9 protein-coding genes are annotated in these 9,560 nt (G+C 63.4%); all 9 read left to right on the top strand.

The annotated features are described in order from the left end of the window. Positions 1-496: 496 nt before the first annotated feature. From CEC48_RS22935 to CEC48_RS22895, 9 genes are read left to right on the top strand one after another with little or no spacing between them, the layout of a single operon-like run. Positions 497-1,090 carry a transposase gene (locus CEC48_RS22935; RefSeq protein ID WP_088425830.1) on the top strand — a complete coding sequence of 198 codons (594 nt, stop codon included), beginning with the start codon at positions 497-499 and terminating at the stop codon, positions 1,088-1,090. Between the two features lie 59 nt (positions 1,091-1,149). Beyond that, entirely contained in the window at positions 1,150-2,733 is a 1,584-nt protein-coding gene (locus tag CEC48_RS22930) for a ShlB/FhaC/HecB family hemolysin secretion/activation protein (RefSeq protein ID WP_088425833.1), read from the top strand. Positions 2,734-2,757: 24 nt separating this feature from the next. Then, positions 2,758-4,557, top strand: coding sequence for a DUF2341 domain-containing protein (locus CEC48_RS22925; RefSeq protein ID WP_088425829.1), 1,800 nt, complete (start codon positions 2,758-2,760; stop codon positions 4,555-4,557). An 11-nt stretch (positions 4,558-4,568) separates the two neighbouring features. Further along, positions 4,569-4,994, top strand: a complete 426-nt coding sequence (locus CEC48_RS22920; RefSeq protein WP_088425828.1) for a biopolymer transporter ExbD — start codon at positions 4,569-4,571, stop codon at positions 4,992-4,994. 3 nt (positions 4,995-4,997) lie between these two features. Then, the gene (locus tag CEC48_RS22915) at positions 4,998-5,705 is read left to right on the top strand and encodes an energy transducer TonB (RefSeq protein WP_088425827.1); all 708 of its coding nucleotides are present in this window, start codon (positions 4,998-5,000) and stop codon (positions 5,703-5,705) included. A gap of 42 nt (positions 5,706-5,747) precedes the next feature. After that, the gene (locus tag CEC48_RS22910; RefSeq protein WP_088425826.1) at positions 5,748-7,448 is read left to right on the top strand and encodes a putative porin; all 1,701 of its coding nucleotides are present in this window, start codon (positions 5,748-5,750) and stop codon (positions 7,446-7,448) included. A 17-nt stretch (positions 7,449-7,465) separates the two neighbouring features. Next, positions 7,466-8,092 carry a DNA repair protein gene (locus CEC48_RS22905; RefSeq protein ID WP_088425825.1) on the top strand — a complete coding sequence of 209 codons (627 nt, stop codon included), beginning with the start codon at positions 7,466-7,468 and terminating at the stop codon, positions 8,090-8,092. A gap of 20 nt (positions 8,093-8,112) precedes the next feature. Continuing rightward, positions 8,113-8,595: a YbjN domain-containing protein gene (locus CEC48_RS22900; protein ID WP_088425824.1), complete on the top strand. Its 483-nt coding sequence runs from the start codon at positions 8,113-8,115 to the stop codon at positions 8,593-8,595. Continuing rightward, positions 8,592-9,527, top strand: coding sequence for a peptidylprolyl isomerase (locus CEC48_RS22895; protein WP_088425823.1), 936 nt, complete (start codon positions 8,592-8,594; stop codon positions 9,525-9,527). Before CEC48_RS22900 ends, CEC48_RS22895 begins: the two co-directional genes overlap by 4 nt. Positions 9,528-9,560 lie beyond the last annotated feature (33 nt).

Genomic DNA, 9,560 nt, shown 5'->3' with positions numbered 1-9,560 from the left:
CCCGCTTTAGTTTTTGATTTTGCTTCACCACACTCAAGCCGGCCGGTAGGCCGCTGTGTTCTTGATCTGCTGTTGATCTTGATCTTAGGCGCCCCGTTAAACCACGCTGGCCGAACGCAGGTAGTACGGAGCGGGTAAACCGGCAGGACGCCGGTTTAGCCGCGACGGGGCAGGGACGCCCCGTCGCGGCGGCCCGCGTAGTACTACCGGAGAGAGGGCACACCGAGCCCAAGCGAGGTGCCGAGTGGTGGGGCAAGAGCGTTTTGCTTACTTTTGCGCTTTTCAAAAGTGAGCCGCTGTAAGAGCGGAACCCATATCAGCCCTAACCAAAATAACGGATATGCCCCCCAACCCCCGCCCCAAAAAAGAAGCTTTTATGACAAAAGTTCGGTAGTCCCCGGTGCCCCCGGTCTTGGCTATGTAACGCGCTCAAGAACGCCAAACAGGCGATGCCAGAGCCGCAAGCAGGATGCCAGGAGTGGGGCGAATGGGAACTATGGAACGTTACTCGAAAGTCGGCATGCAGGAGCTCGACCAGCGCCTGTCAAAGATCGTCGAAGCCGCGCGCAAAAAGCCGGTCTCGGTCTACCGCTACGGCGCACCGTGGGTATGGATCGTCTCCCAGGACGACTGGCAAGGCGCGCTCAAGGAAGTCTCCAGCTATATCCCCGCAGGCCATTCATTGGTCCTGCTGCGCCCGCAGATCGACGAAATCCTCGACCACCACCGCGACCTGCTCCAGGACGAACCCGGTACCCAGATCGCCCCCCAGACCGTCTTGCAGATCCTGCTGCTGCAACTCCTGTACGCGGTCCCCAACGAACAGCAACTGCACGAACAACTCAACTACAACCTGCTGTTCCGCTGGTTCGTCGGCCTCGACCTGAACCAGAAAGTCTGGGGCATCAACCTCCTGCAACGCGACATCGCCACGTTCCTGGGCAACCCACGGGCGGTGCAACTGATCCAGAAAATCATCGGTGAAGTGTTCTGTGGCGCCTTGCTGCACATGCCGGAGTTCTCCCTGAACTTCGCCCTGCTGCACACCTGGCTCGCCCGGCACGGCAACACCTCGATATCCAGCAATTGAACAGGCCAAACGCCGGGCAAACGGCGATGGCCATCATTCTTAGTAAACCAGGGGGCGGTGTGGAGCATCTGTTCAAATCAACGCTGGCGCTGTGCTGGCTGACGCTGGGCGCACTGGCGCAACCGGCGCAGGCCGAAGGCGAGGCTCCGGCACGGCTGGTAGACGTCAACGAGTACTTCGTGCGCGGCAATACCGTGCTCGATGCCCGCGCCATCGAAGAGGCGGTGTACCCGTTCCTCGGCCCGCAAAAGACCCTGGCCGATATCGAAGGCGCCCGGGATGCCTTGCAGAAGATCTATCAGGAACGCGGCTACCAGTCGGTGTTCGTCGAACTGCCGGAGCAAAAGGTCGACGACGGCATCGTCTACCTGCAAGTCAGCGAAACCAAGGTCGGCCGCGTACGAGTGGTAGGCGCCAAGCATTATTCACCGGTGGAAATCCGCGAAGAAGTACCCGGCCTGAAGGAAGGCGAAGTCCCGGATTTCGCCCGCGTGCAAACCCAGCTCGCCGGCCTCAACCGCGGCGCCGGGCGCCAGGTCACGCCGCTGGTACGCGAAGGCCAGCGCCCCGGCACCATGGACGTCGACTTGCAGGTGGAAGACCAGAACCCGTGGCACGCCAGCCTCGGCCTGAACAACGACTACAGCGCTGACACCAAAGAGCTGCGCAGCGTCGCGACCCTGGGTTACGACAACCTCTGGCAACTGGGCCACAGCATTTCCCTGACTTATTTCACGGCGCCCCAGGACAGCGATAACGCCAAGGTCTGGTCGGGCTCCTACACCGCGCCGCTGAGTGATCGCTGGAGTTTGCAATTCTCCGGCTATCAGTCCGACAGCAACATCGCCACCATCGGCGGCAGCAACGTGTTGGGCAAGGGCCACTCCTACGGCGTTTCGGCGATCTACAGCCTGCCGGCCAGTGGCAGTTGGGCCAACTCGTTCTCGGCCGGGGTGGACTTCAAGGACTTCAAGGAACAGATGAAGTTTGGCGGCAGCACGGACGATATCCCGCTCAAGTACGCGCCGCTGACCTTCGGCTACAACGGCTACCGCTACACCGAGCAATCCCAGCTGGGTCTTGGCTTGAACCTGATCGTCGGCACTCGCGCGTTCTTCGGCTACGGCAGCGACGCCGAAGAGTTCCAGTACAAGCGCGACAAGGCCAGCCCGAGTTTTGCGGTGCTCAAGGGCGACCTGAATTACACCTACACCTTCGGCAACGACTGGCAGTCGGCGTCCAAGGCCGGCTTCCAGTTGGCCTCGGGGCCGCTGGTGTCCAACGAGCAATATTCCGCCGGCGGCGCCACCTCGGTACGCGGTTACCTCGCCGCCGAGCGCACCGGTGACGAAGGCTACCTGCTGTCCCAGGAGCTGCGCACACCGTCGCTGGCCAAGTTCCTCGGCAGCTACGTGCAGGAGTGGCGCTTCTACGCGTTTGCCGAAGGCGCGCGCCTGCGCCTGCATGACCCGCTGCCCGAGCAGGAAGACGAATACAGCCTGGCCAGTGTCGGCCTGGGCACCCGCGCCAGTTTGAGCAAGTGGTTGTCCGGCAGCCTGGATTGGGGCTACCCGCTGCTCGATGGCCCAAACACCCAGAAACAGGACTCGCGACTGCACTTCAGTGTGCAGGCGACTTTCTGACCCCTTTTTTCGGAGACTCCTTACATGCAACGCCTATTTCTGAGCCTGTTGATCTGCCTGGGCTTCGCGCTCCCGGCCACCGCCCATGCCTGGTGGCAGGACGATTGGCACTACCGTAAACAGATCACCGTCGACACCACCGCCCAAGGCGCGGCGATCAACCAGGCCCTGGGCCGCACCGCCTTGCTGGTGCGCCTGCACACCGGCAATTTCACCTTTGACGGGGTGAAGGACGACGGCGCCGACCTGCGCTTTGTCAGCGCCGACGACAAGACCGTGTTCAACCACCAGATCGAAAGCTTCGACCCGCTGATGGGCATGGCGCTGATCTGGGTCGATGTGCCCAAGGTCGAAGGCGGCCAGCGCCAGGACCTGTGGATGTACTACGGCAACCAGAAGGCCTCGGCCACCGCTAACGGCCAACTGACCTTTGACCCGAACTACACCGCGCTCTACCACTTCGACGGCGCCAACGGCACGCCGCCTCGGGACACCACGGCCTACGGCAACACGGCCGTGAACGCCACCGGTGCGAGCATCGACGGCGTAATCGGCCGCGCGCTGCAGTTCGGCGGCCAGCCGTTGCTGCTGCCGGCCAGCCCGTCGCTGCAACACAGCGCCGGCAGCGCCTTTACCTTCAGTGCCTGGCTGCGTCTGGACCAGGCCAGCGGCGAGCAAGTGGTCATGGCCCGTCGCGAAGGCGCCCACAGCCTGCTGCTGGGCCTGAACCAGGGCATGCCGTTTATTGAAATCGACGGCCAGCGCGCGGTCTCGACCCAACCGCTGAACCCCGGCCAGTGGCAGCACCTGGCGTTCACCGCCGAGGGCGACAAGGTCTCGCTGTACGTCAATGGCCGCGAGACCGCGACCCTGGCGGTGGCGATGCCGGCGTTCAATTCGCAACTGGCCATCGGTGCCGATCTGCCGGAAGCCGCCAGCGCTCATCTGCCGTTTGCCGGGGCGATGGACGAGCTGCGCCTGTCCAAGGTCGCGCGCCCGGCCGCCCTGTTACTGGCCGATGCCACGGCCCAGGGCGCCGAGTCGAAACTGGTGGCCTATGGGGTGGATGAAGAACAGTCGGGCTTCGGTTTCGGCAGCCTGGGCTTCCTGCTCAAGGCGGTGCCGGTGGACGCCTGGGTGATCATCCTGGTGCTGGTGGGGATGATGGTCCAGTCGTGGTTCATCATGGTTCGCAAGAACCGCCAGGTCAGCCGCGTCAGCAGTGCCAACGAGATCTTCCGCGAGCACTTTGCGCAGATCGGCACGCGCCTGGAAATGTTCGCCGATGACCATCAACTGGCCGAGCGCCTGGGCCATTCCTCGCTGTGGCGCCTGTACCTGGTGGCGGTGAAAGAAATCCGCACCCGCCGTGCCCAGGGCGCCGATACCTCGTCGGTCTCGGCGGCGACCATCGAAGCCATCCGCTGCTCCATGGACGGCGTACGCACCCGGGAAAACCAGTTGCTCGGGGCCAAGCTGTCGACCCTGTCCAACGCCATCGCCGGCGGCCCGTACATCGGCCTGCTCGGCACTGTGCTGGGGATCATGGTGGTGTTTCTCGGCACGGCAATGGCCGGTGACGTGAACATCAACGCCATCGCCCCCGGCATGGCGGCCGCCTTGCTGGCCACGGCCATGGGCCTGTTTGTCGCGATCCCGGCGCTGTTTGGCTACAACCGCCTGATTACCCGCAACAAGGAAGTCAGCGCCGACATGCGCGTATTCGTCGACGAGTTCATCACCCGCCTGGCGGAGATGCACGGCGAGAGCCAACACAGTGAGGCCGCGCATCGTCGCGAGCAGCACGCCAGCGTACCGGCCTGAGGAGAATCAGCATGGCTTCCGTGAATGCCTCCCACGACGATGACGATGACGCACCCGTCGACAGCATCAACATCACGCCCCTGGTGGACGTGCTGATGGTGGTGTTGGTGATGTTTATCCTGACCGCCACCGCTCAGGTGTCGGGGATCCAGATCCACCTGCCCAAGGCCAGCGCTTCGGTGTCGCTGTCCGAGGCCAAGACCAAGGCGATCTCGGTGAACGACGGCGGCCAGGTGTTTCTCGACGCTTATCCTGTGACCTTGTCTGAGCTGGAAGAACGCCTGCGCATCGAGAAGGCGCTGAACCCGGACTTCCCGGTGATCGTGCGCGGCGACGCCATGGTGCAGTACCAGAAGGTCATCGAAGTGCTCGACTTGCTGCGTCGGCTGGAGCTGTCCCAGGTCGGGCTGGTCACCGGCAAACCGAGCCAGGGCTGACCCATGACCGCACAGATGCCGATCACGCCGATGCCGGTAAAAAACAAGCCGCCGTTGCGCCCGCTGAAGTGGGGCGTTGGCCTGCTGCTGGGCGCCGTGGCTGCCTGGTTTCTCTGGCAGTGGGCCAATGACATGAGTGGCGTGCGCCGCGAAGCGCCGAAGGTGCCGACGATTATTCCGTTGCCGCCACCGCCGCCACCGCCGCCGGAAAAACCCAAGGAGCCGGAGCCCGAGGTGCAGGAGAAAGTCCCCGAGCCGGAACCCACGCCGACTCCGGACGAGGTCAAGCCCGAGGAAGAAGCACCGCCTTCTCCGGCAGACGACCTGGCCAACCCGATGCAGATCGACGGTGACGCGCAGTCTGGCACTGACGGTTTCAACATCGGTGCCGGCAAGGGCGGCGGCATGGCCGGTTCCGGCGGTGGCGGGCTTGGTACCGGCACGTTCAAGCAGTACCTGGCCGGGGTGTTCCAGCGCCTGCTGCGCGAAGACCCGGAGCTGCGCAAGAAGGCCTACACGGTGCAGGCCGACCTGTGGTTGAGCGCAGACGGCGCGGTGACCCGTGTGGAGCTGGCCAAGTCCAGCGGTGACGCCGAGACCGACGCCCAGGTACTGGCCGCGTTGCGCGCCACCCCGCGCCTGAAAGAACGCACACCCGCCTCAATGACCCTGCCGGTACGCCTGTCCCTCAAGGGTCGGCGCCCGGATTGATCGAACCCATTTTTTGCAGTTTTCTACAGGAGTTGTGTGCAGATGATTTCCCACGTGAATCGATTGACCCTGGCGGTCGGCATGGTCATCGCGACCCTGGTCGGCCAGGCGACGGCAGCCACTGCCGCGCCTTCGGAAAACGCCACGATCAACCTGATCCGCCTGCTGGTGCAGCAAGGCGTGCTCAAGCAGGAACAGGCCGACGGGCTGATCGCCCAGTCCGAGAAAGAAGCCCAGCAGGCACGCCAGGCCAGCACCGCGACTGCGGTGGCGGCAGGCCCGGCAGCGACCCCCGGAGACGTGCGGGTGCAGTACGTGCCGGCAGCGGTGCGTGACCAGATTCGCGACCAGGTCAAGGCCGAGGTCATGGCCACCGCCAAGCAGGAAAACTGGGCTCAGCCCAACACCTTTCCGGAATGGGTCTCGCGCATCAGCTTCGACGGTGACATTCGCCTGCGGGATGAGTCGCGCTACTTCTCGGGCAACAACAGCAATGAAATCGTCGACTATGCCAAGGTCAACCAAAGCGGGCCCTACGACGTCAACAAGAGCACCAACACCCAACTGCCGCCGTTGCTCAACACCCGTGAAGACCGCGAAAACCTGTTCCGCCTGCGTGCCCGCCTGGGCATGAAAGCGGTGATCTCGCCCGAATGGACCGCCGGCATTCGCCTCGGCACCGGCAACGACAACAACCCGGTCTCCACCACCCAGACGTTGGGCGGCGGCTTCGGCAAGAAAGACATCTGGCTCGACCAGGGCTACCTCACCTGGAAGACCACCGACTACATGACCTTGACGGCCGGGCGTTTCGCCAACCCGTTTTATTCCACCGACATGATGTATTCCGGCGACCTCAACTTCGACGGCGTGGCCGCGATCTTCAACCACAAGCTCAACAGCGACTGGGGCCTGTTCGGCACCCTCGGCGCGTTCCCGGTGGAGTACAGCCCCGACACCGCTACCACCAACGGTTTCGACAAGGACGAAAGCGAAAACAAATGGATGTTCGGCGGGCAGATCGGCGCCGACTGGAAGATCAACCGCAGCAACAGCCTGAAAGGCTCGATGGCCTACTACCACTTCGGCGACATCCAGGGCGAACGCTCCAGCCCTTGCTCGCCGTGGTCCGGCCAGCCGGCGTGCGACACCGACGGCACGCGCCTGGCCTTTATGCAAAAGGGCAACAGCGTATTCCTGCTGCGAGACATCGCCCCCAATCCGGCGACACCGGGCCTGACGCCGCAACCGCAATTCGTCGGCCTGGCCTCCAAGTTCAACGTGCTGGACCTCAACCTGGCATGGGACAGCGATCTGCCGGAAGACCTCAAGCTGCGCAGCCAGACCAACTTCATTCACAACCTGGCGTACGACAAGGGCGAGATGCTCAAGCGCAGCGAAGGCCAGATCGTCAACAACATCAACAGCGATGGCCAGTTTGAAAGCGGCGGCAACGCGTTGCTGGTGCAGTTCACCCTCGGCAGTGCGCTGGAGATGCGCAAGAAGGGCGACTGGAACGTGCTGGCTGGCTACAAGTACATCCAGCCAGACGCCTTGCCCGACGGTTTCAATGACTCCTCGTTCCACCTCGGCGGCACCAACGCCAAGGGCTATTTCATCGGCGCCAACTACGGCCTCGACAAAAACATCTACGCCAGCGCCCGTTGGCTGAGTGCCTCCGAAGTGTATGGCGCGCCGTTTGAAGTGGATGTCATGCAACTGGAACTCAACACGCGCTTTTGATGCGCCGGAGAAAGCTCATGAACACGCGAATTTGCGGCCTGCTTTTACTGCTCGTCACCACTGGCGCTTCGGCTGAAGGCATGGAAGAGCGCCTGCGTACCCAGCTGCGCAGCACCACCCAGCAGTTGCAGGCGCTGCAAAGCGAGCAGGCCCAGGCCAGCGCGGCGCGCATCGCCGCCGAGGGCCAGGCCAAGCAGGCCCAGGCGCAGATCAAGCAACTGACCGCCGAGCTGGAAAAGACCCGTGGCGTTGCCGAGCAGTTGGTCGGTCAGCAACAGAACCTGCACAGCCAGGCCCAGGCCCAGGTGAGCGCCAGCAATGAACAGGTCGGCAAGTTCAAGAAGGCCTATGAAGATTTACTGGTGATCGCCCGGGGCAAGGAAACCGAACGGGCGCGCTTGCAGGCACAACTGACGGAACGTGACACACAAGTGCAGCAATGTTCAGCCAAGAATCAACAGATGTACGGCGTGGCGCAGCAGTTGCTGGCGGCCTACGAAAAAATCGACGTGGCCGAAGTGATGAGCATCCGCCAACCGTTTGCCAGCGGTGCGCGGGTCAAGTTCGAAGAACTCGCCCAAGGCTTTGGCGACGATCTGTACAAGAGCCGTTTTGATGCACCCCAGGCCGCAGCCAACCATTGATCAACAAGGAAGAGACGACCATGAGCGAATTGATTACCAGCGTGACCACCCAGAGCCTGACCGAGCTGCTGCAAGAAGCCGGCTACCGGGTCAACCAGACTGAACAGAACGGCATCGTACAGTTGCTCAGCGCCAGCCAGGGCATCGGTTTTGCCGTGCGTTTCGGCAACCCGGCGGAGGAGCAGGGCGCCTATGTGGACTTCACCTACAGCTGCGCGCTGCGGGTGCAGGGCCAGTTGCCGGATGGCTTGGCGCAGGTGTGGAACGCGTCGCGACGCTTTGCGCGGCTGTCGTTGCAGGGTGAGTTTTTGCTGATGGAGATGGACGTGGTGGTGGCCGGTGTCGGCGCTACGCACCTGCGCAGCCAGTTGGAATTGTGGGACCGCCTGCTGCAGGAATTTATCGTTTACCTGCGCGAATACAGCCAGCAAGCCGCGCAGCTTCAGGCCCAGGCTGAAGCTGCGCCTGCCGTCGACGCCCGCGAAGAGGCGCCTGCCCTGTGAAGAAACCAACCCTTGTGGTCGGCGCTGGTGCGCTGGTGTTGCTGGTGGTCGCGGTGGGGTTGAGCCTGCGCCCGGGCAGCGACCCGGTGGCGGCCCAGCAGCCGGCGCCGGTGGCTATTCCGGACGGGCCGGCGGTGGCGCGCCTGGGTAACCAGCAGATCGACCTGCTTGAACTCAAGTCGGTGCTGGCGACCTTGCCGGTGGAAACCCGCGAGCAACTGCGCGGCAATCGTGGCGCCCTGGAAACCTGGCTGCGTTCGCGCCTGGCGCAAAAGGCCGTGCTCGAACAGGCCGACGCCCAGGGCTGGCGCCAGCGCCCGGAAGTGGAGCAGCAAACCCGCGCCGCCACCGAGCAAATCGTGTTTCGTGACTACATGCTGTCGGTCAGCCAGGTGCCGGCCGATTACCCCAGCGCTGCCGAGTTGCAGCAAGCCTATGACAGCGGCAAAGCGCAATGGGTGACGCCGCCGTTGTACCGGGTGAGCCAGATCTTCCTCGCCGCTAGCGACCCACAAACCATCGACACCGTACGCCGCCAGGCCCAGGAATTGAGCCGCAGGGCCCAGGCTGCGCCGGGTGAGTTTGCGGCGTTGGCCAGCCAATACTCCCAGGACCCCGACAGCGCCAAGCGCGGCGGCGATTCCGGAATGCAACCGTTGCAGCAACTGGTGCCCGAAATGCGCGGTGTGGTGGCGCGGCTCAAGCCCGGCGCGGTGTCAGAGCCGGTGCAAAGTGCGGCAGGGTTTCACGTGCTCAAACTCACCGGACAACAACCGGCGCGCACCGCCACCCTCGATGAACTGCGCGAACGCCTGACCGAGGCCTTGCGTGCGCAACGCCAGGAGCAAATCGCCAAGGCCTACCTTGAAGGCATGCTCAACACCGCTACCTTGAGTATCGACGGCGCCGAGTTGAACAAGGTGCTGGAGTAAAAACGCCTGACCGCATTGGATGCACAGTACCCA

Origin of the sequence: Pseudomonas sp. K2I15 (assembly GCF_002204795.1) — a bacterium.
Lineage (GTDB): Bacteria > Pseudomonadota > Gammaproteobacteria > Pseudomonadales > Pseudomonadaceae > Aquipseudomonas.
The sequence above is the reverse complement of the archived record's forward strand: the minus strand, read 5'-3'. Positions and strand labels throughout refer to the sequence as shown.